22 protein-coding genes are annotated in these 23435 nt (G+C 67.1%); 5 read left to right on the forward strand and 17 right to left on the reverse strand.

What is annotated here, in order from left to right:
- Positions 1 to 125 precede the first annotated feature (125 nt).
- The 10 genes from alaS to M9917_RS14185 form a co-directional block, all read right to left on the reverse strand.
- The gene (alaS, locus tag M9917_RS14140) at positions 126 to 2768 is read right to left on the reverse strand and encodes an alanine--tRNA ligase (RefSeq protein ID WP_297254508.1); all 2643 of its coding nucleotides are present in this window, start codon (positions 2766 to 2768) and stop codon (positions 126 to 128) included.
- A gap of 295 nt (positions 2769 to 3063) precedes the next feature.
- Positions 3064 to 4149, reverse strand: coding sequence for a recombinase RecA (gene recA / locus M9917_RS14145; RefSeq protein WP_297254509.1), 1086 nt, complete (start codon positions 4147 to 4149; stop codon positions 3064 to 3066).
- A gap of 320 nt (positions 4150 to 4469) precedes the next feature.
- On the reverse strand, positions 4470 to 5261 hold the full coding sequence (locus M9917_RS14150; protein WP_297254510.1) for a transporter substrate-binding domain-containing protein: 792 nt from the start codon (positions 5259 to 5261) through the stop codon (positions 4470 to 4472).
- 29 nt (positions 5262 to 5290) lie between these two features.
- Positions 5291 to 5950: an amino acid ABC transporter permease gene (locus tag M9917_RS14155; protein WP_297254511.1), complete on the reverse strand. Its 660-nt coding sequence runs from the start codon at positions 5948 to 5950 to the stop codon at positions 5291 to 5293.
- A gap of 4 nt (positions 5951 to 5954) precedes the next feature.
- Entirely contained in the window at positions 5955 to 6629 is a 675-nt protein-coding gene (locus M9917_RS14160; RefSeq protein WP_297254512.1) for an amino acid ABC transporter permease, read from the reverse strand.
- 88 nt (positions 6630 to 6717) lie between these two features.
- Complete coding sequence (locus M9917_RS14165; protein WP_297254513.1) at positions 6718 to 7449, reverse strand: GntR family transcriptional regulator; 732 nt, start codon at positions 7447 to 7449, stop codon at positions 6718 to 6720.
- 96 nt (positions 7450 to 7545) lie between these two features.
- Positions 7546 to 8547: an ornithine cyclodeaminase family protein gene (locus M9917_RS14170; RefSeq protein WP_297254514.1), complete on the reverse strand. Its 1002-nt coding sequence runs from the start codon at positions 8545 to 8547 to the stop codon at positions 7546 to 7548.
- Entirely contained in the window at positions 8547 to 9758 is a 1212-nt protein-coding gene (locus M9917_RS14175) for a hydantoinase/carbamoylase family amidase (RefSeq protein WP_297254515.1), read from the reverse strand. The genes M9917_RS14170 and M9917_RS14175 overlap by 1 nt, the downstream gene beginning before the upstream one ends.
- Before the next feature lie 98 nt (positions 9759 to 9856).
- Positions 9857 to 11050, reverse strand: coding sequence for a pyridoxal phosphate-dependent aminotransferase (locus tag M9917_RS14180; protein WP_297254516.1), 1194 nt, complete (start codon positions 11048 to 11050; stop codon positions 9857 to 9859).
- 43 nt (positions 11051 to 11093) lie between these two features.
- Complete coding sequence (locus tag M9917_RS14185; protein ID WP_297254517.1) at positions 11094 to 12506, reverse strand: dihydroorotase; 1413 nt, start codon at positions 12504 to 12506, stop codon at positions 11094 to 11096.
- Positions 12507 to 12621: 115 nt separating this feature from the next.
- On the opposite strand from M9917_RS14185, the gene M9917_RS14190 reads away from it, so the two are divergent.
- From M9917_RS14190 to M9917_RS14200, 3 genes are all read left to right on the forward strand, one after another.
- A complete protein-coding gene (locus M9917_RS14190) occupies positions 12622 to 13377 on the forward strand; it encodes an SDR family NAD(P)-dependent oxidoreductase (RefSeq protein WP_297254518.1) in 756 nt (251 codons plus the stop codon).
- Between the two features lie 19 nt (positions 13378 to 13396).
- Positions 13397 to 14272, forward strand: coding sequence for a hypothetical protein (locus tag M9917_RS14195; protein WP_297254519.1), 876 nt, complete (start codon positions 13397 to 13399; stop codon positions 14270 to 14272).
- A 119-nt stretch (positions 14273 to 14391) separates the two neighbouring features.
- The gene (locus tag M9917_RS14200) at positions 14392 to 15108 is read left to right on the forward strand and encodes a maleate cis-trans isomerase family protein (RefSeq protein ID WP_297254520.1); all 717 of its coding nucleotides are present in this window, start codon (positions 14392 to 14394) and stop codon (positions 15106 to 15108) included.
- Between the two features lie 20 nt (positions 15109 to 15128).
- Here M9917_RS14200 and cckA read toward each other — a convergent pair whose 3' ends face one another.
- From cckA to M9917_RS14235, 7 genes are all read right to left on the reverse strand, one after another.
- Positions 15129 to 17633 (reverse strand): cell cycle histidine kinase CckA, encoded by a 2505-nt coding sequence (cckA, locus tag M9917_RS14205; protein ID WP_297254521.1) that lies wholly within the window; start codon positions 17631 to 17633, stop codon positions 15129 to 15131.
- A 73-nt stretch (positions 17634 to 17706) separates the two neighbouring features.
- On the reverse strand, positions 17707 to 18774 hold the full coding sequence (flhB, locus tag M9917_RS14210) for a flagellar biosynthesis protein FlhB (RefSeq protein WP_297254522.1): 1068 nt from the start codon (positions 18772 to 18774) through the stop codon (positions 17707 to 17709).
- A gap of 7 nt (positions 18775 to 18781) precedes the next feature.
- The gene (gene fliR, locus M9917_RS14215; RefSeq protein WP_297254523.1) at positions 18782 to 19537 is read right to left on the reverse strand and encodes a flagellar biosynthetic protein FliR; all 756 of its coding nucleotides are present in this window, start codon (positions 19535 to 19537) and stop codon (positions 18782 to 18784) included.
- Positions 19538 to 19593: 56 nt separating this feature from the next.
- Positions 19594 to 19860, reverse strand: a complete 267-nt coding sequence (fliQ, locus tag M9917_RS14220) for a flagellar biosynthesis protein FliQ (protein ID WP_297254524.1) — start codon at positions 19858 to 19860, stop codon at positions 19594 to 19596.
- Positions 19860 to 20180, reverse strand: coding sequence for a flagellar hook-basal body complex protein FliE (gene fliE, locus M9917_RS14225; RefSeq protein WP_297254525.1), 321 nt, complete (start codon positions 20178 to 20180; stop codon positions 19860 to 19862). Before fliE ends, fliQ begins: the two co-directional genes overlap by 1 nt.
- 18 nt (positions 20181 to 20198) lie before the next feature.
- Positions 20199 to 20609, reverse strand: a complete 411-nt coding sequence (gene flgC, locus M9917_RS14230) for a flagellar basal body rod protein FlgC (protein WP_297254526.1) — start codon at positions 20607 to 20609, stop codon at positions 20199 to 20201.
- A 3-nt stretch (positions 20610 to 20612) separates the two neighbouring features.
- Positions 20613 to 21014, reverse strand: a complete 402-nt coding sequence (locus tag M9917_RS14235; protein WP_465246356.1) for a flagellar basal body rod protein FlgB — start codon at positions 21012 to 21014, stop codon at positions 20613 to 20615.
- A 226-nt stretch (positions 21015 to 21240) separates the two neighbouring features.
- Here M9917_RS14235 and M9917_RS14240 point away from each other — a divergent pair, with 226 nt between their 5' ends.
- Positions 21241 to 22527: a flagellar biosynthetic protein FliO gene (locus M9917_RS14240; RefSeq protein ID WP_297254527.1), complete on the forward strand. Its 1287-nt coding sequence runs from the start codon at positions 21241 to 21243 to the stop codon at positions 22525 to 22527.
- A 197-nt stretch (positions 22528 to 22724) separates the two neighbouring features.
- The gene (gene fliP, locus M9917_RS14245) at positions 22725 to 23432 is read left to right on the forward strand and encodes a flagellar type III secretion system pore protein FliP (protein WP_297254528.1); all 708 of its coding nucleotides are present in this window, start codon (positions 22725 to 22727) and stop codon (positions 23430 to 23432) included.
- Positions 23433 to 23435 lie beyond the last annotated feature (3 nt).

A 23435-nucleotide genomic window follows, 5' to 3' on the forward strand; every position in this document is an offset into this window, starting at 1 on the left:
CGACGGGTGCGCAGCCGGCTTCTGCCGTTTCTGTGCGGCCGCCACGGACGGCCAGACGCCGGCCGCGATCAAGAGGGCGCGGCGGGAGAGGGCGCGCGCGGTGGCGCGACCCGCCCCGGCCGCCATCAGCCCATCGCGGCCGCGACGGCGTCGAGCGCGGCCTGCGCCCTGCTGCCGTCCGGGCCGCCGGCCTGCGCCATGTCGCGGCGGCCGCCGCCGCCCTTGCCGCCGAGCTCGGCGGAAGCCGCGCGCACCAGCATGACCGCGTCGAAACGCTCGGTCAGGTCGGGCGTGACGCCGACGACGACACCGGCCTTGCCATCATCCGCGACGCCGACGATGGCGACGACGCCGGAGCCGACCCGCGCCTTTGCCTCGTCGGCGAGGCTCTTCAGATCCTTCATCTCGACGCCGGTGACGGCGCGCGCCAGGAGCTTCGCGCCGGCGACCTCGCGCACCGGATCCTCGGCCGCGCCGCCGCCCCCCATGGCGAGCTTCTTGCGCGCCTCGGTCAATTCGCGATCGAGCTTGCGACGCTCCTCGATCAGCGCCGCGAGGCGGCTGCCGGCCTCGGCGGCGGGCACCTTGAGCAGGCCGGCGAGCCCGTCGAGCAGGCGCGATTCCGCGTTGAGACGCAGGCGCGCGCCATGGCCGGTCATCGCCTCGAGACGGCGCACGCCGGCGGCGACTGCGCCTTCGCCGACGATGCTGACGAGGCCGATATCGCCGGTGCGCGCCGCATGCGTGCCGCCGCAGAGCTCGACCGAATAGGCGCGGCCGGCCGGATTGGTCCCCATCGAGACGACGCGGACCTCCTCGCCGTATTTCTCGCCGAAAAGCGCGCGCGCGCCCGAAGCGATGGCATCGTCGACACTCATCAGCCGGGTCGTGACCGGCTCGTTCCTGAGCACGATCGCGTTGGCGATCTCCTCGACCTCGCGCAGTTCCTCCTCGCTGATCGGCTTGGGATGCGAGAAATCGAAGCGCAGGCGCTCGGGCGAGACCAGCGAGCCCTTCTGCGCGACATGATCGCCCAGCACGAGGCGCAGCGCCTCGTGCAGCAGATGCGTGGCCGAATGGTTGGCGCGGATCGCGCCGCGGCGGGCATGGTCGACGACGAGCTCGACGGGCTGGCCGAGCCGGAGCTCGCCTTGCTTGACCGTGACGGCATGGGCGAAGACATCGCCGAGCTTCTTCTGCACGTCGCCGACCTCGGCCACCGTGTCGGCGCCGCGGATCAGGCCGGCATCGCCGACCTGGCCGCCGGATTCGCCATAGAACGGCGTCTGGTTGACCAGCACGAAGCCGCTCTCGCCGGTCTTCAGCGCCTGGACCTCGGCATTGTCGCGGATCAGCGCGGTGACGACCCCCTCGGCGGCCTCGGTGTCGTAGCCGAGGAATTCGGTGGCGCCGAGCCTGTCGCGCAGCGGATACCAGAGCGTCTCGGTCGCGGCCTCGCCGGAGCCGGCCCAGGCGGCGCGCGCCTTGGCCTTCTGCTGCTGCATGGCGGCGTCGAAGCCCTCGGTGTCGACGGTGATCTCGCGGGCGCGCAGCGCGTCCTGCGTCAGGTCGAGCGGGAAGCCATAGGTGTCGTAGAGGGTGAAGGCGACGTCGCCCTTCAGGCTCTGGCCGGCGGTCAGGTCCTTCGCGGCGTCGTCGAGCAAAGTGAGGCCGCGCGCCAGCGTGGTGCGGAAGCGGGTTTCCTCCAGCTTCAGCGTCTCGGTGATCAGCGCCTCGGCGCGCAGGAGCTCGGGATAGGCGCGGCCCATCTCGCGGGTCAGCGCCGGCACGAGCTTGTAGAGCAGCGGCTCCTTGGCGCCCAGGAGCTGCGCATGGCGCATGCCGCGGCGCATGATCCGGCGCAGCACATAGCCGCGGCCCTCGTTCGAGGGCAGCACGCCATCGGCGATCAGGAAGGCGGAGCAGCGCAGATGATCGGCGATGACGCGGTGGCTCGCCTTCATCGGCCCGTCGGGATCGACCGAGGTCAGATCGGCGATGGCGCCGATCAGGGCGCGGAACAGGTCGATATCGTAGTTGTCATGCGTGCCCTGGAGCACGGCGGCGATGCGCTCCAGCCCCATGCCGGTGTCGATCGAGGGGCGGGGCAGGTCGGTGCGGATGCCGCCCGCGGCCTCCTCGTATTGCATGAACACGAGGTTCCAGATCTCGATGAAGCGGTCGCCGTCCTCGTCGGGCGAGCCTGGCGGGCCGCCCCAGATATGGTCGCCATGGTCGTAGAAGATCTCGGAGCAGGGGCCGCAGGGGCCCGTGTCGCCCATGCGCCAGAAATTGGCCGAGGTCGGGATGCGGATGATCTTGTCGTCGGAGAGGCCCGCGATCTTCCTCCAGAGGCCGTGCGCCTCGTCGTCCTGCGAATAGACGGTGACGAGGAGCTTGTCCCTGGGCAGGCCGAATTCGCGGGTGACCAGCGTCCAGGCGTGGTTGATCGCCTCATCCTTGAAATAGTCGCCGAAGGAGAAATTCCCCAGCATCTCGAAGAAGGTGTGGTGACGGGCGGTGTAGCCGACATTGTCGAGGTCGTTGTGCTTGCCGCCGGCGCGCACGCATTTCTGGGCGGTGGTGGCGCGCGAATAGGGGCGCTTCTCCTGGCCGGTGAAGACGTTCTTGAACTGCACCATGCCGGAATTGGCGAACATCAGCGTCGGATCGTTGCGCGGCACGAGCGGGCTCGACGGCACGACCTCGTGGCCGTTTGACTTGAAGTAGTCGAGGAAGGTCGACCGGATATCGTTGACGCCGCTCATCGCTGTCTTGCGCTCTGATCTTGGGCAGGGACCGGGCGCGCCCGGCGGGACGGACCGGTTCTAGTCAGGCGGCTCGCCGCTGTCCAGAAAGCTCGTTGCAACGCAAGGCCGGCAAGGTCTTATCGGCAAACGAAAAGGGGCAGCTCGTGGCTGCCCCCCCTGCGTGTCTTTCCCAAATGAAATGCCCGCCGTCATCGCGAGGAGCGAGGCGACGAAGCGATCCAGGCGACGTAGCGCCCCGCCGCCCTGGGATTGCTTCGTTTAACCCTCGCAATGACGGCTTGGGCGGGCCGGCTCAGGCCTCGCCTTCGTCGAGGTCGTCCGCGGTCGGGTGCGCCTGGTCGAGGATGCGCTCGGCGACGAGGCCGGAATTCTGCCGGATCGTGGCCTCGATCTTCGCCGCCAGATCCGGATTGTTCCTGAGAAAGCTCTTGGCGTTCTCGCGGCCCTGGCCGAGACGCTGACTGTCGAAGGAGAACCAGGCGCCCGACTTCTCGACCATGCCGGCCTTGACGCCGAGATCGATCAGTTCGCCGACCTTCGAGATGCCCTCGCCGAACATGATGTCGAACTCGACCTGCTTGAAGGGCGGCGCGACCTTGTTCTTGACGACCTTGACGCGAACCTGGTTGCCGGTCGCCTCGTCGCGCTCCTTCAGCGTCGAGATGCGGCGGATGTCGAGGCGTACGGAAGCGTAGAACTTGAGCGCGTTGCCGCCGGTGGTGGTCTCCGGGCTACCGTACATCACGCCGATCTTCATGCGGATCTGGTTGATGAAGATCACCATGCAGTTCGAGCGCGAGATCGAGGCGGTGAGCTTGCGCAGCGCCTGGCTCATCAGCCTCGCCTGTAGGCCGGGCTGGACGTCGCCCATCTCGCCCTCGATCTCGGCGCGAGGGGTCAGCGCCGCGACGGAATCGACCACGAGCACGTCGATGGCGCCGGAGCGAACGAGGGTGTCGGTGATCTCGAGCGCCTGCTCGCCGGTGTCGGGCTGCGAGATCAGGAGATCGTCGAGATTGACGCCGAGCTTGCGGGCATAAACGGGATCGAGCGCGTGCTCGGCATCGACGAAGGCGCAGACGCCGCCCTTTTTCTGCGCCTCGGCGATGGTGTGCAGCGCGAGCGTGGTCTTGCCCGAGGATTCGGGCCCGTAGATCTCGATGACGCGGCCCTTGGGCAGGCCGCCGACGCCGAGCGCGATGTCGAGGCCGAGCGACCCCGTCGAGACCGTCTCGATCTCGATCGATTGCGGGTTCTTGCCGAGCCGCATGATCGAGCCCTTGCCGAAGGCGCGTTCGATCTGGGAGAGCGCCGCGTCGAGCGCCTTGGCCTTGTCCATCGAGGAGCCTTCCACGAGTCTGAGGTTTGCCTGATTCACGGGTCTCGGCTCCTTATGGCAGGGCGGCGGGGACATCTCAATCACGCCTTGCCATGAGGATGATCATGTTTTGTTCCGGCCAGCAAGTTCTTTTTTTGTTCCCGGTGTCAGGTTCTGTCAGGAGGGCGGAGAATGTCGCTTCCGGATACGCCGAAGCGATGAAGTTCTCCGGCGGCGCGCGCCACGGAGCGCTTGGCCTCTAACCCGCTGATAAACAAGGTTCGGGCTGTGGCTTGTCGCCCTGCGCAGACGCCTTGGCGAGGCTCCCTCAAATAGGGGGGCTGGCGCAGCCGCGGCGGCACCCGCCCCCCTTCCATTCGTTACAGCTCCCACTTCTCCTTCAACTCCTGGAGGCGGCCAGCGAGGCGCTGGCTTTCGATCCAGGTGTTCAGGAAATTCAGAAGATGATATTCGCCCGGGCGCACCGAATATGCCCGGAAACGCGAGTTCAGCTGGCGATCCGGCTCCAGGATGCGCACGGGCGCCTGCGGATTGGCGCGTACGAATCCACGAATGCTGTTGGCGTCGCCGACATTCGCATCGGCACGCTTGTTCGCGACCTCGAGCACCGGCGCCACCTGATTTTCCGTCGTCAGCACGCGTATCGTCGCCTTGGGGAAGAGCGTGCGTGCCGTCTGTTCGTTGCTGGTGCCGCCAAGTTCAGATAAGGTAATGCCTGCCTTGTTCAGATCCTCGTGCTTCTGGAAGGGAGCATCCTTATGAACCAGGATCAGTTCACCGGCGATGATATAGCCATCGGTGAAGACAACCGACATGGCTCGATCGGGCGTCGCGAAAGTCGAGGCCATGAGAACATCATATTGCCCTGCCATCATGCCGCTGATGATGGTCGGCCAAGTCGAATCGACGATTTGCAGCTTTACGCCCATAGCCTTGGCGAGGTCATTCGCCATATCGACGTTGAAGCCCTCCCAGGTATTGTTGGCAGGATTCTTGATGGCGAATGGAGGCGATTCCGCGATACCGACCCTCAAGACCCCGGAGGACTTTATACGCTGAATGGCCTGATCCTGTTGCGCGAAGGCATTCTGGGCCATGAGCGACATGGCTAGCGCGAACAATAAAGCAAAAAACTTTGATAGTTTCGGCATGTTCATGTCTCCTCGTTGGATGGTGTGTTCTACGTTGATCCGGCTTCCCTCGTTGCTAAATTTCGAGAAATAACACTGATAGGGAATATTATTATAAAAAACGCAACGCCTATAACCGTAAAAAATTCCAGATATCTATAAGTCTGACCACCAAGGCTAAAAGCAACCTGCGCAACTTCTACAATTCCGATTGTGGATAATAACGTTGAGTGCTTCAGGATTTCGGTTGAGTAATTGACGATCGGCGCGACCATGCGCTTGATCGCCTGGGGCAGGATCACGCGTCCCCAGCGCGGCAGGGGCGATAGCCCCAGGGCGAGCGCAGCTTCATACTGGCCGCGCGGCACGGACTGTATGCCGGCGCGGAAAATCTCGCCGAGATTTGCGCCAGCTCCCAGCGACAAGGCCAATATTCCTGTGAACAGGGCGGAGAGACCGAGATTCGTAATCTGTGGAAGGCAATAATAAGACCAGAATATCAAAACCATTTCTGGTATATTTCTAAATACGTTGACGTATAAACGGCCAATTATAAGCCCGCTGCGGCTTCCGGATACATTGATGGCGGCGACGAGCAAGCCGATGATCGATCCAAGCACGAAAACCAGGAGCGTTATCCACGCAGTCGCGAATAAGCCTTGCAGCAGATTTGGCCAGTAGCGGAAGATAACGCTCCAGTCGAAGAACATCAGCCTACCTCCCGGATTGACGCAGGTGGCTTTCGAGATGCCTGGCGAGCATGTCGAACGATAGTCCAATCAGAAGATAGATCAGTGCAGCAAACGTGAAGATCTCTACAGATCGGAATGTGTAGTTGCTGATGCGGCTGACGTTCTGCAGGAGTTCGCCGACCGACAGGATCGACATGATGGTCGTGCCCTTGAAGACGCTCAGGATCATGTTGACGAGCGGAGGCATCATGATCCTGAGGGCCTGCGGCAAGATCACCAGGCGAAACGTCAGCCAGCGCGGCAGCCCCAGGGCATTGCTCGCTTCCCACTGGCCGCGCGGGATGGCGACGATGCCGCCTCGAACGATCTCGGTGAAATAGGCTCCTGCGCTCAATGTCAGCGTAAAAAAGCCGCTTTGCGAAGGTGTCAGCGGCACGCCTGTAATCATCGGCAATGCAAAATGCATCCACATCAGTTGCACGAGCAACGGCGTGTTGCGGAACAACTCGACATAGCATGTCACCAGCCAGGACAGGCTGCGCCCGATCAGGCGCTCGGCGACAGCCAGCACGACACCGACGGATATTCCCGCGATCGACGAGGCTACCGTCAGCCAAAGAGTGATGAGCAGGGCCTCAAACAGCGTTTGCCGATACGTCCAGATCAGCCCCGGCTGCAGGTCGAGGAGGGTGTTCATCGAGACAGGCCGCTTGCGGGAGCGACCGCGCATCCGGGCGCGGCGCGGCGGCCGGGATTTGGATCATGGATAGGCGCCCGCCATCTCGTCATGATGATCCCGCTCCGATATCGCCGGCGGCGCGGGCAGGGCGCGGCCCCGCCTCGTCCTGCGGCACGACCTTGCTTTCCACCGGGCGCATGCCCTTGAGCGCCGCGACGATCGTCTCGCCGTTGTGCATGACGTGATCGCGCATCACGGTTTCCGCCCTGGCGGGGTCGCGTGCCCGCAGACAGTCGAGGATCAGGCGGTGCTCATGGCCCACCAGCTCCGGCTCGACATGATTTCCGACGTAAAGCCGAATATAGGGGCGGACCTGCTGCCGGCTGTTGCTGATCAGATTGCACAGCCGCTGCCGGCCCGACAGGAGGCAGATCCGGTCATGAAAGCGGTCGTGCTCCACGACCCACTGCATATGATCCGGCTTGATCCGGGCCATGTGCACCAGATCGGAATCGAGAGCGGCCAGATCGTCCGCATTCGCCTTCCGCGCGGCAAGGCCGGCCGCCAGGGCCTCCAGCGCGGCCCTCATCTCGAACAGTTCAAGGATGTCCTCGGGCGTGAGATTGGTGACCACGGCCCCGCGATTGGGGCGCAAGGTGACGAGGCCTTCGGCATCGAGCTGGCGCAGCGCCTCGCGCACCGGCATGCGGCTCAGGCCCAGCACCTCGGCGATACTCTCCGACTTCAGGCGCATATCGCCGGGGAATTGTCCGGAGACGATCTGGTTGCGCAAATACTCGTAGGCGAGTTGCTGAGGGGTCTGCCGGATGCGGCGCATGAAGATCTCTCCAGAATCCTGTTGTGGCCGCTCAGTTAAGGAGCGGCCCGCCGAAATCTGGCAGATGCGCGCCATGGTCAATAGCTTGCAGGGTGGCTATGCCATGCATGCGGAATCTCCAAGATGATCGAAGGTCATTCCATGAGCAGATCCGACCTTATGCAGCAGATCCTCGCAGAGGATCAGGTCCTGCACGGCGGTGCCCAGAGATTTGAACATCGTTATCTCGTCTCTGGACTGGCGGCCGGGAATTCTGCCTGCAAGGCACGCGCCGATCTCGCCGCGCAGGCGGCGCCGGTCCAGAACGCCTGAATCCAGCGGGATACGGATATCGCCGGCGCGTTCCAGACAACTGGCCATGGAGTCGACGTAACAGCAGGCGCGCCCGGCAACGTGGTCGTCGACCTCGCGGGTCGTCGGCTGGAAGGCGCCGCCGGCGTTGATGTGCGTGCCGGGCCTGATGCGCCTGCCGTCGAAGACCGGCGCGACGGCGCTGGTCACGGCCGTGACGATGTCGGCCTTTTCGGCCGCGTCGTCAGGGCCGATGTCGATGTCGATGCGGGGGTTGCCCGGAAGCGGATCGCGCCTCAGCCGTTCGGCGAGCGCCGCCACGCGGCTCGGCGTGCGACCGACCAGGATGACACGCTCGAGGGAACGGACGCGGGCGATCAGGCGGACGCTCGGCTCCGAGAGCTTGCCCGAGCCGTAGACGGCGAGCACGCGGGCATCCGGGCGCGCCAGCTCGTCGGTCGCCGCGGCCAGCCCCGCCGCCGTCCGGAAATCGGTGAAATAATCGGATGAGACCAGCCCGAGAGGGGCCAGGCTGTCGGCTTCGAAGAGCAGGATCATGGATGTCGTCGCAAGACCTTCGGCCCCTTCGCGGCGCCGATTGGCGATGATCTTCAGGCCGAAGACCCGATCGCGGATCAAGCCGGGCATCACCAGTATGACGCCGCCGACATCGGGCCGGTGGATCTCCGCCCGTATCGGCATGTCGGCCTGGCCGCTGGACAGCGCCTCGAAGGCAACGCGAGAGGCCCGGATGGCCTCGTCGGGATTGGCCAGCGCGTAGACATCCGCTTCCGACAGCAACTTCATCAGATCACACTCCGCAGATGCGCGGCGACCGCATCCGCCAGCACCTGACAGCCCAATACGATGTCCTCTTCGTTCGTGTTTTCCGTGGTATCGTGGCTTCGACCGCCGATGCTGGGCACGAACAGCATGGCGCTCGGCAAGGCACGGGCCATGACCATCGCATCGTGGCCGGCTCCGGAAGGCATGGGCGAGAAGGCGATCCCGCGCTGCTGCGCCGCACGGGCAATCAGGCTCTGGAGGCCGGCATCCATGGCGACCGGATGGACTCTGCCGGCGGGTGTCGCCGTCATCGCAACTCCGGACAGGCCGTCCTCGGCGCGTATGGCCGCAAGCAGTGCCTGTTCAAGTCGATCCAGTGTCGCGGCGTCGAGATCGCGCATCTCGACGATCATCGAGGCTTCCGCGGGGACGACATTGGCGGCGCCCGGCGAGAAGCCCATCACGCCGATATTCCAGACCGTATCCGGACTGCCGTTGCCGGCGATCAGGCCCGGCAAGGCGGCGGCGAAGCGGATCAGAGCCCGGCCGGCGTCGCGCCGCATCTCCATGGGCGTCGTGCCGGCATGGTTGGCCTCGCCCTGCGTGGTGACCCGGAAGCGCCTGATGCCGACAATTCCGGTGACGACCCCGATCGGCACCTTCGCGGCTTCGAGCCGCGGCCCCTGCTCGATATGGGCCTCGAAGAAGGCGGTCACGCGGCCGCCGTCCATGCGGAAGGCGTCCGGGGCGAGCGCCAGCCTGGCGACGGCACGGTCGAGGGGCAACCCTTCCGGCCCCTCGATCGCCGCCAGCTCCGCCTCGTCGAGCTCACCGAGGAAGGCTTTGCTGCCAAGACAGGGAATGTAGCTTCCTTCCTCGTCCTGAAACGAGACGACATCGACATTCCCGAGGCCTTCGGCCCTCAGCGCGCGCGCAATCTCCAATCCGAAGACGACGCCGAGCGCCCCGTCGAGCCAGCCGCCGCGCGGGACGCTGTCGCTATGCGAGCCGATAAGGACCGCCCGCGAGACACCGGGAGCCTGGCCGAGCACGGTGCCGAAACGGTCGATCCCTGCATCGAGCCCGGCCACTTCCATCCGGTCGCGCAGCCAGCGCCGGGCCGCAAGATCGGGCTCGGAAAAGGCGATCCGGTCGACACCGGCACCATATTTTCCAAATTCCGCGAGCTTGCGCAGATCACTCATCAAGCGGTCTGGCTCGATCGTCGCCATCTTACCCTCGTGTCGCCCTTGCTGTTCGGTGCACCCTGTCGAAGGAGGTGCGGCATGGATCTCGAAACCGCCCGCCTCCGGCGGCGGGCCGGGGCGGGTCACCCGTCGCTCGCCAGAAGACGGTCGCGGAGACGTTCGAGGCCCGTGCGCAGCTTGCGGTCCTCGGTGGTGAACGCGACGCGCACGAAGTTTTCGCAGGAAGGGCCGAATGTGATGCCAGGAACCGTGGCCACATTGTCCCGGATCAGGAGATCCTTGGCAAAGCTTAGTGAATCGCGCCCGGACCGGCCGATGTCGATCAGGGCGTAGAAAGCTCCGCGCGGGACGAATGGCAGAAGCCCGGTACCGCGGAACACCTCTTCGACAATGTCGCGCCGGCGCTTGAAGATATCCCGGAAACGGAAAACCTCGTCCTGCGGCCCTGCCAGCGCGGCCATCGCCGCTGCCTGGCTCGGCGCCGCAGGGCAGGAGGTGACGGGCTCCTGCAGCCCCGCGCCGAGTGCCGCAAGTTGCGCCGGAGCGACCATCCAGCCGAGCCGCCAGCCGGTCATGGCATAGCTTTTCGAGACGCCGGAGATCAGCAGGACACGGTCGGCCGGCGCGACGCTCAAGGCCGAGACGGGCTCGCCCTCGAAAACGATGTCCTCGTAGATTTCATCGCTGATGAGATAGACACCGTGGCGGCGGGCGATCGTGCCGAACCGCTCCATGACGGCCTGCGGAAACACGGCGCCGCTCGGATTGCCGGGCGAGTTGAGAAGGATCGCCTTGGTGCGCGGCCCGATCAGGCGCTCGACCTCGTCGAGATCGGGCAGGAAGGCATTGTCCGGCCTCATCGTGTAGCGCAGCGGCGTGGCGCCCGCGAGGTGCAGGATGCTCTCGTAATTCGGCCAGCCGGGATCCGGAACGAGGACTTCGTCGCCGGCGTCGACCACCACGTTGAGCGCGGTGAACAAGGCGCCGATGGCGCCGGTGGTGATGACGATCTCGGCGGCTGTGACCGCCGCGCCGGTTCGGGCGGCGACGCGCCCGGCGACCAGCTCGCGCAGGCGCGGCATCCCGGCATTGGGCGTGTAGCGCGTGGCCCCGGCGCGCACCGCCTCGAAGGCGCGTTCGGTAATGTCCCCGGGCGTACCGAAATCGGGCTCGCCGACCTCGAGATGGATGACGTCGGGCCGGCCGGCGGCCATCGCCATGATCTCGCGTATGGCGGAACGCGGCATGCTCGACGCGCGCCGGGCGGCAGGGCGCAGCGGCGCTGGGCTCGCGGGATGGTCATTGCGTCGGTTCATGGCCACCATCTTTTGGATACTTGTATCCATTTGTCGACGGCTGTCAAAGATTGTCAACAGCGGGCCGGAGATCGGCGATCGCGGAAGCGCCCTGGCGCGCCGCCCCCCGGCTCGGGCCGACGACCTCACCCCTGGGCGAGCCCGCGATGCGTCCGTCGCGCATCAAGACCCGCCCTCGCAGCAGGCTCAGCACCGGCGTGCCGCGCACCGCGCGGCCGGCAAAAGGCGTGATGCCCGCTTTGCTGAGCTGGTCCTCATTGCGGATCGTCATGGCGCGCGCCGGATCGACGATCACCAGATCGGCGTCCGCCCCGGGCGCGAGATGGCCCTTGCGTGGATAAAGCCCGAACAGCCGGGCCGGCATCTCGCAGGCGATGCGCACCAGATCGGCCCAGGAGATGTGATGCGCGGCGACCGCGTCGAGCAGGAGCGGCAACAGGGTCTGCACCCCCGGGAAGCCGCCCGGCGCCTGCCAGATGTCGTCGAGCCCGGCCTTTTTCTCCTCGGGCGCATGCGGCGCATGGTCGGTCGCCACGATGTCGATCACGCCGCGCTTCAAGGCTCGCCAAAGTGCGGCGAGGTCGTCCGGCTGCCGCAGAGGAGGCAGGACCTTTGCGAAGGGCCCCTGGCGAACGATCTCATCCTGGGTGAGCAGCAGGTTATGGGGCGTCACCTCCGCCGAGAGGCCCGGCACGCAGGCCCGGGCCTGCTCGAGCAGGAGCGTCGACTCCGCACAGCTCATCTGCCGGAAATGCATGCGCCCGCCGACTTGCCGGGCGACCGCGCAGGCCTTTGCCACCCCCACCGTCTCGCTGAGCGGCGGGCGGGACCGGAAGAAGCCGAGCCCCCCGGCCTGCGGGTCCTTGCGGACGCCGGCGAGGGCAAGGGCGATGACGCCGTCGTCGGCAGCGCTGACGCCGAGCACCGAGCCGGCCGTGGCCACGGCTTCGAGCGCGGCCTGGAAACGACCCATGTCGGGCATCAGCAAGGACGACGGTATATCGCCGAGAAAGGCTTCGAAGGATACCGCGCCCAGATCGGCCAGCGCCGCCACATGGTCCGTGTCGGCGACAAGCGCGGCCTGCAGCGCGACGTCGACATGGATTCGTCCCTCGGCCAACCGCCGCTTCGCCTCGAAATCATCGGGCGTCAGCGTCAGCGGATCATCGGTCGGCATCACCATCACCGTCGTGACGCCGCCTGCCGCGGCCGCCGCCGAGCCTGTCTGGAAATCCTCCTTGTGGACGAGGCCGGGGTCGCGGAAATGCACATGCGCATCGACCACGCCCGGCAATATGAAGCGCCCCGTCGCATCGATCCGCTCACGCGCGTCGACCTCCAGGCCGGGCGAAAGCCACGCGGCGATCCGGCCCTCGTGGATGCCGATCCCGGCCTCAACGGCGCCCCCGGCCGTCATCAAGGTTCCGCCGGCCACCACGAGATCGAACAGCGCCATAGCCTCTTCCCCTGCGCCCGGCGGGCGATGCCCCTTGCGCATAATTGGATTTTCGTATCCAATTATCACGAGCCGGAGGAAAGCTGTCAACGCTGCCGGCAGTGAGGGAAGGCACATGCGGTTCCGAGGAAAGGTCGCGATCGTCACGGGAGCGGGGTCCGGCATCGGGCGTCTCGCCGCGCAACGTTTCGCCGCCGAGGGAGCTCAGGTCGTCGCGGCGGATATCGACGAAGCGCGTGCGAAGGAAACGGCCGCCATGATCGTGGGAGAGGGGGGACGTGCCGCTCCGTCCCGCACGGATGTGACGAAATCCGCCGATGTAAAGGCCATGATCGACTTAGGTATCGAGCGCTTCGGGCAGGTCGATATTCTGTACAATCACGCCGGCATCACCCGCCAGGCGTCGGTCTGCGATCTCTCGGAGGAGGACTGGGACCTGGTGCTCGCCACCAATCTCAAAAGCGTTTTCCTCGGCTGCAAGCATGTCCTGCCGCATATGGTCGCGCGTGGGCAGGGCGTTATCGTCAATACGGGCGGCACCTTCGGTTTTTATGCCAGGCCCGAATACCCGGCCTATTGCGCCGCCAAGGCCGGTGTTCACAACCTGACCAAGCAGATCGCGCTCGACTACTCCCGCCATGGGATTCGCATCAATGCGGTATGCCCCGGCTTCATAGACACGCCGATCAACGCCTCGATCCCGCCCGAAGCGATCGCGCGGATCGTCGCGACCCAACCGCTCGGCCGCCCCGGAAAGGCGGAGGAGGTCGTCGCCGCGGCGCTTTTCCTGGCTTCCGACGAAGCCTCTTTCATCACAGGCACGACCCTGCTCGTCGATGGCGGGCAGTTGTCGGGCCGGCATGGCTGCTGAACGGCGGCGGAGTTTCGCGATGACGACCGAACCGCTGGTTTATTTCGTGCCGCTGGTCGACGTGACCTGGGCCAATTTCGCCCCGCTCAGCCCCGAGCGCGACTATATCGCCGAGCCGCCGCCCCTCGATGTCTGCGCCCGCGAGGTCGAGGCCTGTGTCGACGAGATGATCTCGCTGACGGGCGGCAAGGCCGTCTATGCGGTCCATAGCGGCTATTACAATCGCCGTGGCTTCTATGAAGAGCCGTTCCTCGGCTTCTTTCGCAAGGCGGTGGCCCATGGCGCCGAGATCTGCCTGCACACCCATGAGGAGATCGCCCGCCAGGGCACGATGAACGCCGACGAAGCGCATATGCTCAAGGTCATCCGAGACCGCCGAGCCGAGCTGGAAGCGGCGGGGCTGCAAGCGAAATCCTACCGGGGCGGGCATTTCGCCTATCTCGATTACCTGACGCCGGCGCTCGAAGGCGAGGGAGTCTGCGTCGACTTCTCCAGCGCGCCCGGGCTCGATCGCCCGTCCTGGGATGCGCGCTGGGGCGGCGCGCCGCTATCGGCGCATTACTTGCGCTATGGCGGCCATGCGGGCCTCGACGGCCCGGTATCGAGCATCCTGGAAATCCCGCTCGGTGCCGATGGCCTGGGCGGCGAGATCGAGAACATGCTCTACACCGAGGCCGGCGAGGACGGCAGGCTCGAGCGCGTCTGGGAGCACATACTGGAGCGCGGGCGGTGGCAGGGGCCGCAATTCGTCCACATCCTGTTCCATACCTCCTCGCTCGGCATGCCCCATTACCTGGACCGCTTCCGCCGCTTCATGGACCACACGGTGCGAACCGGCGCCAGCCTCGTCACGCCGATGCAGGCCAAGGCCGCTTATGACCGGCTGAACAGCTAGGGCACCGGACCGAGAAGCGGCATCCGCTTTTCGGAAAAGTCCGATGCTGAACGAGGAGATAGATCGCCGCTTTGCGCCCCGCGGGAGGCATGGCGATCCAAATGCGAAAAGGAAAAGCCATGTTCGGGACTGGAGGGCGCATCGGCATCGTGGTGCCGGCCAACAACGCCACGCTGGAGCCGGAAATCTGGGCCCACCTGCCGCGGGACGCGGCCGTCTACTGCACCCGGATCCTGGCCAAGGGCGACCTTACTCCCGATGCGGTCCATGACATGGAACAGCATTTCGAGCGTGCGGTCGAAGAGCTTCACGCCACCGGCGTCGACGTCCTCGTCTACGCCGACATGGTGACGACATTCATCATGGAACCGAACTGGAACGCCGAGCGCACGGCTGCCATGGCGTCACGGACCGGCATCGTCTGCACGAGCGCCTGGACGGCCCTCGAAGCGGCGCTGCAGGCCCTCGGCGCGCGTCGCATCGCGCTCGGTACGCCCTATCCACGCGGTGTTCATGCGCTCGTGCCGCCCTTCTTCGCCAGGCCCGGCTACGATCTCGCCTCCAACGACACGCTCGACATACTGGCCATGACCGACGTGCCGAAGGTGCCGGGCAAGACGGTGAGGGACTTTGCGACCGGGCTCCGGCGCGAGGGGGCGCAGGCCATCGTTCTCCTGGCCACCGATCTGCCCACCTTCTCGGAGATCGAGGCGATCGAGGCCGAAACGGGGTTGCCGGTGCTCACCTCCAATCAGGTCATTCTGTGGAATGCGCTGAGGCTGTGCGGCAACAAAACCCGGATCGGCGGGCTCGGTCGTCTCCTGCGGGAACATTGAGCGCAGCCATCGCCGCGCCTTCAGGCCATCGCCGCCTTCACCGTCTCGACGAGCTGCTTCATGGTGAAGGGCTTGGGCAGGAAGTGGAAATCCTCGCCCTCGGGCAGGTTCTTGCGGAAGGCTTCCTCGGCATAGCCCGAGACGAAGACGACCTTGGTGTTCGGGTTGCGCTTGCGCAATTCGCCGAGCAGTGTCGGGCCGTCCATCTCCGGCATCACCACGTCGGAGACGACGAGGTCGATCTTGCCGTCGTTCTGGAGGAAGAGGTCGAGCGCCTCGACGCCGGACGCCGCCTCGTGGACGGTATAGCCGCGCGAGACCAGCATGCGGGCGTTCAGCGCACGCACCGCGTCCTCGTCCTCGACCAGCAGGATGACGCCGGCGCCGGTGTGGTCGGCGGCGAGCTTCTTCGGCGCTTCCTTGGCCGCGGCCTCGGCGGCGATCTCCTCCTGGCTCGGGACATGGCGCGGCAGGAAGATGCGGAAGGCGGTGCCCTTGCCGATGGTCGAATCGACGAAGACGTAGCCGCCGGTCTGCTTGACGATGCCGTAGACCATCGAGAGGCCAAGCCCCGTGCCCTTGCCGACCTCCTTGGTGGTGAAGAAGGGCTCGAAGATCTTGTCGAGATGCTCCTGCGGGATGCCGGTGCCGCTGTCCTCGACCTCGAGCAGCACGTAGTCGTCGGCCGGCAGGGCGTCCTGGCCGAAGGAGGCGCAGTCCTCGTGGGCGACGTTGCGGGTGCGCACGGTGAGCTTGCCGCCGTCTGACATGGCGTCGCGGGCGTTGACGGCGAGATTGACGATGACCTGCTCGAGTTGGCCGAGATCGGCCTTGACCGGCCAGAGATCGCGGCCCTGGCGCACGTCGAGCGTGACCTTGTCGGCGACGACGCGCTTCAGCATCAGCGACAGGTCGGAGAGCACCTCGCCGAGCTCCAGCACCTGCGGGCGCAGCGTCTGGCGGCGCGAGAAGGCGAGCAGCTGCCTGACCAGCGCCGCGGCGCGGTAGGCGTTCTGCTTGATCTGCATGATGTCCGGGAAGGACGGATCGGTCGGCCGGTGGCTCGCCAGCAGGAATTCCGAGGCGTTGATGATGACCTGCAGCACGTTGTTGAAGTCGTGCGCGATGCCGCCGGCGAGCTGGCCGACCGCCTGCATCTTGCCGGCCTGGTCCATGTTGTCGCGCAGCTTGCGCTCGGCGGTGGTTTCCAGCGCATAGACGATGGCGCGCTCGCCGTCATTGCCCTCGGTGCCGGTGACGGGGGCGAGATAGAGCTTGGCCGAGCGGCCGTCCTCGCCGGCGAGCGCGAGGTCGAGCGCAGGGCCGCCGGAGCGGCCCGCCACCACCTCGGCCAGCGCCTGTTCGAGCCCGGCGCTGGCGGCGACGAGGTCGTGGATGCTGCGCGGCCTGAGGCCCGCCGGGGTCAGCCGGGCGAAGGCGGCGTTGGCGTGCAGGATCGCGCCGGTCTCGTCGACGGTGGCGATCGCCATCGGCGTCGAATGGAAGAAGCGGGCGAAGCGGACCTCGGCGTCGCTGCCGCCATCGGCCCCGGCCTCGCCGGCGGCGCGGTTGAGGACGAGCGTGCGCGAGGGGCCGGCGCGGCCGTCCTGGCCGAAGGCGACCTGATGGTGCAGCCGCACGGGCAGGGGCGTGCCGTTGCGGCGCTTCAGATCGACGTCGAGCACCTCGATGCGGACGTCGCCGGGCTGGCCGCTGATCGCCTGGATCAGCGCCGCGGCCGAGGGCGTGCAGACATCGTCGAGATGCAGGCCGCCGGAGCCGAAGCGGGCGAGGTCGAAATCGAGCCAGCCCGAGAGGGTGGCGTTGAGATAGGAGACCTCGCCGTCGGCATCGATCGAGATGAAGCCGGCCGGCGCGTGGTCGAGATAGTCGATGGCGTGCTGGAGCTCCTGGAAGGCGTTCTCCTGGCGCTCGCGCTCGGGCGTGATGTCGGAGACCGACCAGAGCGTGGCGGTCGAGGCCTGGCGTCGCACGGGGGCGACCCGGACGCGATACCAGCCGACCTCGCCGCGCCCGTTGAGCGCCGGCTCCAGCCGGACCTCCTCGACGAGGCGGCGATGGTCGCGCGCGGCGGTGGCGAGGCGGTAGATCGCCTCCGAGACGTCGGCGCGCCCGGTCAGAAGCCGGCCGACCGGCTTGACGTCGTTCGCGCCCGTCGCGCCGGCGAGCGTGAGATAGGCCTCGTTGGCATAGACGATCTCGGTCTCGCTCTCGGTTACCACGATGCCGTCGTCGGCATGGTCGACGATGGTCTTGGTCAGGTCGTTGCGGGCGGCGCGGCCGGAGAACTGCACGAGCCCGATGGCGAAGGCGAAGAGGCCGAAGACGCCGACGACGGAGAGCAGCGCGAGCAGGCCCAGGATCAGCGGCTGCGCCCATTCGTTGGCGAGGAAGCCGAGCGCGATCGCCGCGCCCACGAGCAGCGCCGCCACGAACAGGATGATCCCGATATGGCCGGGCTTGTCGGAGCGATCGATCGTGGTGGTCGCCGTGGTGCCGCTCATTGCGGTGGAGTCCGTTCCCTTGCGGCCGCGCCTTGAGGGCGGGCGGCCAAACTTCCTTCGCATCCGATTTGAGTTAGGCGCGCCGGCCCTTCAGGCGCAAGACGTATCCGATGACTTCGGCGACCGCCTGGTAGTGTTCGACAGGAATTTCTGCGTCGATCTCGACCCGGGCGTAGAGCGCGCGCGCGAGCGGCGGGTTCTCGACGATCGGCACGCGGTGCTCGCCGGCGACCTCGCGGATCTTCAGGGCGAGCGCGTCGACGCCCTTGGCGAGGCAGACCGGCGCCGCCATGCCGGGCTCGTAGCGCAGCGCGACCGCGAAATGGGTCGGGTTGGTGATGATCACGGTCGCATCGGGCACCGCCGCCATCATCCGCCGCCGGACGCGCTGGGCGCGGATCTGGCGCAGCTTCGCCTTGACCTCGGGGTTGCCTTCCGAGTTCTTGTATTCGTCCTTGAGCTCCTGCTTGGTCATCTTCTGGCGCTGGTACCAGGAGAAGCGCTGCCAGACGAAGTCGCCGATGGCGATGACGGCGAAGAGGGCCAGAACCGTGCCCATCAGCTTGACGGCGAGCGTCAGCGCCGCCGGCATCAGCGCTTCGACGTTCATCTGCGCGAAGGCTTCGAGCCGGTCATGCTCGCCCCAGAGGGTGTACCAGACGACGATGCCGATCAGCGAGGTCTTGGCGAGGCCCTTGGCGAAATTGATCCAGGCGTCCTTGCCGAACATCCGCTTGGCGCCGGCCATCGGCGAGATGCGGTTGAACTTCGGCATCAGCGGATCGAGCGTCCAGAGCGGCTTGTGCTGGATCAGCGCGCCGACGAGCGCCGCGCAGAGGATGAAGGCGAAGGGCAGGCCGAGCGCCATGAAGCCGGTGAGCACGCCCTGCCGCGTGACCTGCATGAAGGCGGCGCCGTCGGAGGGGATCTGATGCGCGTTCATCAGGAAGGCGCGCAGCGACAGCATCGACTCGCGCGCCGACCAGCCGGCGGCGACGAGCAGCGCGAGCGTGAAGCCGCTAAGCACGAAGAAGGTGCCGATCTCCTGCGATCGGGGAACGTCGCCCTTCTCGGCGGCCTCGTCCAGCTTTCGCTGGGTCGGGTCCTCTGTCCTGTCTTCCTTGTCGGCTTCCTCCGCCATGCCAGCCTCAGCCGGTGAACTGGCGCAGGAAGGCGCCGAGATCGTCGAGGAAGACGCTCATCATCACGCCGAGCACGACGAGGAGGACGAGCATGCCGCCCATGATCGAGGCCGGCATGGCGAGGAAGAACACCTGCAACTGCGGCATCATCCGCGCCAGCACGCCCAGGCCCAGGTTGAACAGCATGCCGAAGATGAGGAAGGGCGCCGAAATCTGGACGGCGAGGGCGAAGCCGCGCGCCGTCGAGCGCACGGCCAGCGCCATCGCGTCGGTGAGGTTAAGCGCGCCGCCGGGCGGCAGCAGGCGATAGCTCTCATGGATCGCGGCGATGGCGATGTGGTGCAGGTCGGTGGTCAGGATCAGCGTGATGCCGAGCATCGTCAGGAAATTGCCGATCGCGGGGTTCTGCATGCCGCCGGTCGGATCGACCGTCATCGCGAAGCCGAGCCCCATCGACTGGGCGACGAGCGTCCCGGCGGTCTGCAGGCAGGCCATGATCAGCCGGGCGGAAAGCCCGATCAGCAGGCCGATCAGAACCTCGCCGACGAGGAGCGCGACGACGCCGGACGCGTCGGCCGGGACGCTGAGCGTGGGCCGCAGCATGGGCACGATCATCAGCGCGACGAAGAAGGCGAGCGACAGCCGCGCGCGCGAGAAGATGAAGCGCTCGCCGATGCCGGGCATCAGCATGACGAGCGTGCCGACCCGCGCGAAGACGAGCACGAAAAGGGCGCTGATCTCGGGCAGGATCGCGATCTTCATCGTGCCGCGGGCACCTTCGCGCCAACAGGGTCGCGCCGGCCGCAGGGCGGGCGCGATCATCCGCCCGTGGCGATTCGGGCGGCGACTCGTCCCATATAACCCGCCAGCGCATCGCCCATGAACGGCAGAAACAGCAGCAGCGCGGCGAAGACGGCGAGGATCTTCGGCACGAAGACCAGCGTCTGCTCCTGGATCTGCGTCAGCGCCTGGACGAGCGAGACCGAAAGGCCGACCGCGAGCGCGATCGCCATCAGCGGCCCGCCGACCTTGAGGAAGACGATGATGCCGTCGCGGGCGATGTCGAGGATGGCGCCGGACGTCATCAGACCGGCATCCGCATGATTTCCTCGTAAGCGGCGATCACCCGGTCGCGCACCGCGACCAGGGTCTCGATCGCCGCCTCGCTTTCGGCGACCGCCGTCACGACGTTGACGAGATCGGCCTGGCCGCCGGCGACGCTCGCGGCCTGGACATCGGCCTTGCGCCCGGCTTCCGCCGTGGCATCGAGCGCCTTGCCGAGCAGGGCGGAGAAATCCGTCCCGCCCGCTTCCGCGCCGCCCGTGAGCGGCTTGCGCATCAGATTGCCGGCCCCCATCCCCTTGATGGAGGCATAGGCGCCCGCGGCGAAACCGGGAGTGGCCATGGCGGTTCAAATCCTCGTTCAGGCGCGCAGGATGTCGATGGTGCGCTGGATCATCCGCCGGGTGGAGGAGATCAGGTTGAGATTGGCCTCGTAGCTGCGCTGGGCCTCGCGCATGTCGACCATCTCGACGAGCGCGTTGACGTTCGGCATCTTGACGTCGCCATTGGCGTCGGCGGCCGGGTTGCCCGGCTCGTGCTTGACCCTGAAGGCGCTCTGGTCGCGCCTGACCGTGCCGAGCGCGACGAGCTGGGCGTCGAGCGTGCGGTCGAAATGGCGCTGGAAGGTCGGGACCTTGCGGCGATAGGGCTCGGCGCCGGGGCGCTCGGGGCCGGAATCGGCGTTGGCGATGTTCTCCGAGATGACGCGTATGCGCCCGGACTGGCTGCGCAGGCCCGAAGCCGCGACGGCGATGCTCTTGATCAGGTCCATGGCTTAACGCCCTTTCCCGATCGCGATCTTCATCAGGCCGAGCCCCTTGCTGTAGAGCGAGGCGGCGAGCTGGTAGTCCGACTGGTTCTGCGCGACCTTGAGCATCTCGTCCTCGAGGTTCACCGCATTGCCGTTGGGTGTGGTCTCGAAGCGCGGCGCGCCCGTGCCGTCGAAGCCGCCATTGGCGGTCGTGAGGCTCATATGGCCGGCATTGGTCTGGGTGAGCGTAACCCCGGCCCGGGCCGGATCGAGGCCGGGGGGCTTGAGATCGAGCGGGCGGAAGCCGGGGCTGTCGGCGTTGGCGACGTTCTCGGCAAGCACCTTCTGGCGCGACTGCTGGTAGTGCATGCGCAGCTTCAGGGCCTGCATCAGGCCGCCGCTGAGGCTCAAGCCGTCGTTCGCCATGGCTCGTGCTCCCCGTTTCCGCAGCCGGCAGGGCCGGTCAACTCGGCAAATCCTGCCGGGTGCATGGTTAACATCCGGTTAAAGGAACCGCGTTTCGCAGGTGTGGTTAACCACGCGTTCACCATGTTTCCCGATCCCGAAAGCGTTATGCTATAGCCCGATGTTGAAGCAGGGGCGGGACTTCGAGGCCGTCCGGGCCGCCGTCGCGTGAAGAGGCAGACAGACCTTGCAGAGCTTGTTCGGATTGGAACTCTCGACCGCGCAGAAGGTGATTGTCGCCTCTGTCGTCATTCTGGTGCTTCTCGCGCTGCTCGGGCTGTTCGTGCGGCAGATCCAGGGCGGGCGCCTCAGGCTGCGCGGCCAGGCCGGCGGGCGCCAGCGCCAGCCCAGGCTCGGCGTCGTCGACACCTACGATCTCGACCGCCAGCGCCAGCTCGTCCTGATCCGGCGCGACAATATCGAGCACCTGCTGATGATCGGCGGCGCGTCGGACGTGGTGGTCGAGACCAATATCCTGCGCAGCGGCGGGCGTTCCGCCCAGCCGGCCTATGCCGAGGCCGCCCCGGCGGACCGGCCGCTGCCGCCCTTCGAGACCTTGGTGCCGCCGAGCGAGCCGGCGATGCGGGCCGGCGACGAGGCGCGCCGGGCCGGGCTCGAGGCGCCCGATGTGCTGCCGCCCCTGCCGAGCCGCCCCGTCCCGGTTCCGGCGGAGGCCGTGGCGCCCATCGCCGCCGCGGCTGCCGGCGTCACGGCCGCGCTCGGCGCCATCGCCGCGGAGCGGGCCGAGCCCGCCGCTCCGGTCGCACCCGTCACCACCGGCCCGGCGCCGAGCTTCGCGCGCGAGCATGCGCCGGCGCCCGCCGTCAGCCCCGGCGAGCTCGACGACATGACCCGCCAGCTCGAGGAGGCGCTGAAGCGGCCCTTCTCCGCCGTGCGCCCGGCCAAGCCCGCCGGCGAGGCGCCCGCCATGGAGCCGCCCGCCCCGGAGCAGAAGCCCGCCGCGATGCCGTTCCCCGAGATTCAGGCCCCGCCGGTGGAGGCGGTGGTGCCCGTCGCCATGCCGCCCGAACCCGAGCCCGAGCCCGTGGCGCCGCCGGCTCCGGCCGCTCCGCCGCGCCAGAAGCCGGTCCCGAGCGAGGTCGAGGCGGAGCTTGCCGCGGCGCTCGGGCTGACGCTGGAGCGCATCGCTCCCTCGCCGCCCGAGCCCGTGCTACCCGAACCTCTGCCGCCCGAGCCCGTGCTGGCCGAGCCCGGCCCGGTCGAGGTGCCCGCGCCGGAGCCCGAGCCCCCGGCGCCCGAGCCGGTCGTCGAGGACGAGCCCGCTCCGGATGAACCGGCTGCGGTTGACGCTGTTGCGGAGGAGCCGGGCCCGGTGGAGAGCCCGACGGTGGAGCCCGAGCCCGAAAAGCCGGCCGAGGAGCCGGCCGCGAAGGAGATCGACCCGTTCTCGGTCGACGCGATCGAGGCCGAATTCGCCCGGCTGCTCGGTCGCGATCCCAAATCCAGGTCCTGAGCCGAAGGCCGGCCCGGCGGCCATCAACAGGATTGTCGGTCATCCGGCCGTGTCGGCGCTGCGCATCGGTTGCGCGGCGTTTTCGCGTGGCTAGCCTCGGGGCGCCCGATCGATTGAGTCGGGCGGTGGCGGCGCGCGTGGATTCCATCGGCAGGCGAGCGAGGCGGTATCGAGGCGGGCGCGCTCTGGCGGCGGCCGTGGCCCTGCTCGTGCTTCAGGCGGGGCCGGCGCTGGCGCAGACGCTGTCGCTCGATCTCGGGCAGGGCGGGGGCGTGGCGGAGCGGGCGCTGCAGCTCATCGCCGTCATCACGGTCCTGTCGCTGGCGCCGTCGATCCTGATCATGGTGACCTCGTTCACCCGGATCGTCGTGGTTCTGTCGCTGCTGCGCTCGGCGCTCGGCACGCAGACGGCGCCGCCCAATGCCGTGATCATCGGGCTGTCGCTGTTCCTGACCGGTTTCGTCATGGCGCCGACGCTGCGGGAAGCCTACACCAACGCCGTCCAGCCGCTGGTCGCCGGCCAGATCCAGCCGCAGCAGGCCTATGAGCGCGGCGTCGTGCCGTTCAGGACCTTCATGCTCGGCCATGTCCGCGAGAAGGACCTGGCGCTGTTCCTCGACATGTCGCCGGGGCCGCGCCCCGCGCAGCCGCAGGATGTCGGCATCGAGGTCCTGATCCCCGCCTTCATGATCTCGGAGCTGCGCCGGGCCTTCGAGATCGGCTTCCTGCTGTTCGTGCCCTTCCTGATCATCGACCTCGTCGTCGCCTCGATCCTGATGTCGGTGGGCATGATGATGCTGCCGCCGGTGACGGTGGCGCTGCCGTTCAAGCTGATCTTCTTCGTGCTGGTCGACGGCTGGGGGCTGGTCGCGGGCTCGCTGGTGAAGAGTTACGGCAGCGGGTGAGCG

This window comes from Bosea sp. (in: a-proteobacteria), assembly GCF_023953965.1.
Lineage (GTDB): Bacteria > Pseudomonadota > Alphaproteobacteria > Rhizobiales > Beijerinckiaceae > Allobosea.

Excerpts from the sequence above, each read along its gene's own strand:
- alaS (WP_297254508.1), bottom strand. The coding sequence starts at position 2,768 with ATGAGCGGCGTCAACGATATCCGGTCGACCTTCCTCGACTACTTCAAG.
- M9917_RS14150 (WP_297254510.1), bottom strand. The coding sequence starts at position 5,261 with ATGCCGAAACTATCAAAGTTTTTTGCTTTATTGTTCGCGCTAGCCATG.
- M9917_RS14155 (WP_297254511.1), bottom strand. The coding sequence starts at position 5,950 with ATGTTCTTCGACTGGAGCGTTATCTTCCGCTACTGGCCAAATCTGCTG.
- M9917_RS14160 (WP_297254512.1), bottom strand. The coding sequence starts at position 6,629 with ATGAACACCCTCCTCGACCTGCAGCCGGGGCTGATCTGGACGTATCGG.
- M9917_RS14165 (WP_297254513.1), bottom strand. The coding sequence starts at position 7,449 with ATGCGCCGCATCCGGCAGACCCCTCAGCAACTCGCCTACGAGTATTTG.
- M9917_RS14170 (WP_297254514.1), bottom strand. The coding sequence starts at position 8,547 with ATGAAGTTGCTGTCGGAAGCGGATGTCTACGCGCTGGCCAATCCCGAC.
- M9917_RS14175 (WP_297254515.1), bottom strand. The coding sequence starts at position 9,758 with ATGGCGACGATCGAGCCAGACCGCTTGATGAGTGATCTGCGCAAGCTC.
- M9917_RS14180 (WP_297254516.1), bottom strand. The coding sequence starts at position 11,050 with ATGAACCGACGCAATGACCATCCCGCGAGCCCAGCGCCGCTGCGCCCT.
- M9917_RS14185 (WP_297254517.1), bottom strand. The coding sequence starts at position 12,506 with ATGGCGCTGTTCGATCTCGTGGTGGCCGGCGGAACCTTGATGACGGCC.
- M9917_RS14190 (WP_297254518.1), top strand. The coding sequence starts at position 12,622 with ATGCGGTTCCGAGGAAAGGTCGCGATCGTCACGGGAGCGGGGTCCGGC.
- M9917_RS14195 (WP_297254519.1), top strand. The coding sequence starts at position 13,397 with ATGACGACCGAACCGCTGGTTTATTTCGTGCCGCTGGTCGACGTGACC.
- M9917_RS14200 (WP_297254520.1), top strand. The coding sequence starts at position 14,392 with ATGTTCGGGACTGGAGGGCGCATCGGCATCGTGGTGCCGGCCAACAAC.
- cckA (WP_297254521.1), bottom strand. The coding sequence starts at position 17,633 with ATGAGCGGCACCACGGCGACCACCACGATCGATCGCTCCGACAAGCCC.
- flhB (WP_297254522.1), bottom strand. The coding sequence starts at position 18,774 with ATGGCGGAGGAAGCCGACAAGGAAGACAGGACAGAGGACCCGACCCAG.
- fliR (WP_297254523.1), bottom strand. The coding sequence starts at position 19,537 with ATGAAGATCGCGATCCTGCCCGAGATCAGCGCCCTTTTCGTGCTCGTC.
- fliQ (WP_297254524.1), bottom strand. The coding sequence starts at position 19,860 with ATGACGTCCGGCGCCATCCTCGACATCGCCCGCGACGGCATCATCGTC.
- fliE (WP_297254525.1), bottom strand. The coding sequence starts at position 20,180 with ATGGCCACTCCCGGTTTCGCCGCGGGCGCCTATGCCTCCATCAAGGGG.
- flgC (WP_297254526.1), bottom strand. The coding sequence starts at position 20,609 with ATGGACCTGATCAAGAGCATCGCCGTCGCGGCTTCGGGCCTGCGCAGC.
- M9917_RS14235 (WP_465246356.1), bottom strand. The coding sequence starts at position 21,014 with ATGGCGAACGACGGCTTGAGCCTCAGCGGCGGCCTGATGCAGGCCCTG.